The following is an 845-nucleotide window of genomic DNA, read 5'->3' on the forward strand; positions in this document are numbered from 1 at the left end:
GCAGTGCCTGCAGCCGCTCGCGCCCCGCGCCGCTGCGCAGGTCGAGGTGGGCCGATCGCTTGCCGCGGCTGGTCTCGGCGATCGCGTCGATGTTGGGCAGGTGCGGCGAGTTCAGCAGCAGCACCTCGGCACCGTAGGCCGCGAGCGTGCGGCCGGCCACCGGGCCGGCGAGGATGCGTGTCAGGTCGAGCACGCGCAGGCCGTGCAGCGGGCGGTCGGTGTCGGCGGCGTCGGGCCGCGCGAGCGGTGCGGCTTCGCCGATGCGTTCGATGCGCACCGCCGGCTGGCCGGCCAGCGCGAGGGCTTGCGGATGCCGGTCCCAGGTGTCGAAGCTGCGCAGCGCGGCGACCACCAGGCCGGCCTGCGCCGCGGCGTCTTCGAAATCCTCGGCGCGCCAGCCGCGCAAGGCCTGCTCGACGGCGGGGCGCTCGGTGGCGTCGCCGGTCGGGCAGCCGAGCAGCTTCAGGGCGCCGTCGCGGTGGTGAGCGAAGTTCGCGTGCAGGCGCACCCAGCCCGGCTCGCCCAGCGCCTCGCCGCAGCGGTACAGGCCCGACAGCTTGTCCCAGAGATGCAGGGCGCGGCCGTCGAGCGTGAAGTGCGCGCAGCTCTCGAGCACGGCGTTCTCTCGCGGCACCCGCACGCGCTGGCGGCGGCCCTGGCGCAGGTGCCACAGCTCGGCGGCCGCGCCGGCCGCAGCGGCCATGCTGGCCTGGATCGCATCGGCGACGGCGAAGCTGCTCGGCAGCACCGGGGCATCGCCCGGCGCCTCGATGTGATCGAGCGCCGCCGCCGGCAGGCCCGCCTGCTGCCACAGGCCGGACAACGCGCGCTGCGCCGGACCGGCA

The 845-nt window shown here is 76.4% G+C and carries 1 protein-coding gene; it reads right to left on the reverse strand.

The features are described 5' to 3' along the window. On the reverse strand, positions 1–845 hold an 845-nt coding region (locus AC1D01_RS36930), incomplete at both ends, for a CoA transferase (protein ID WP_477874810.1).

Source organism: Rhizobacter sp. P3_B12 (genome assembly GCF_056402895.1).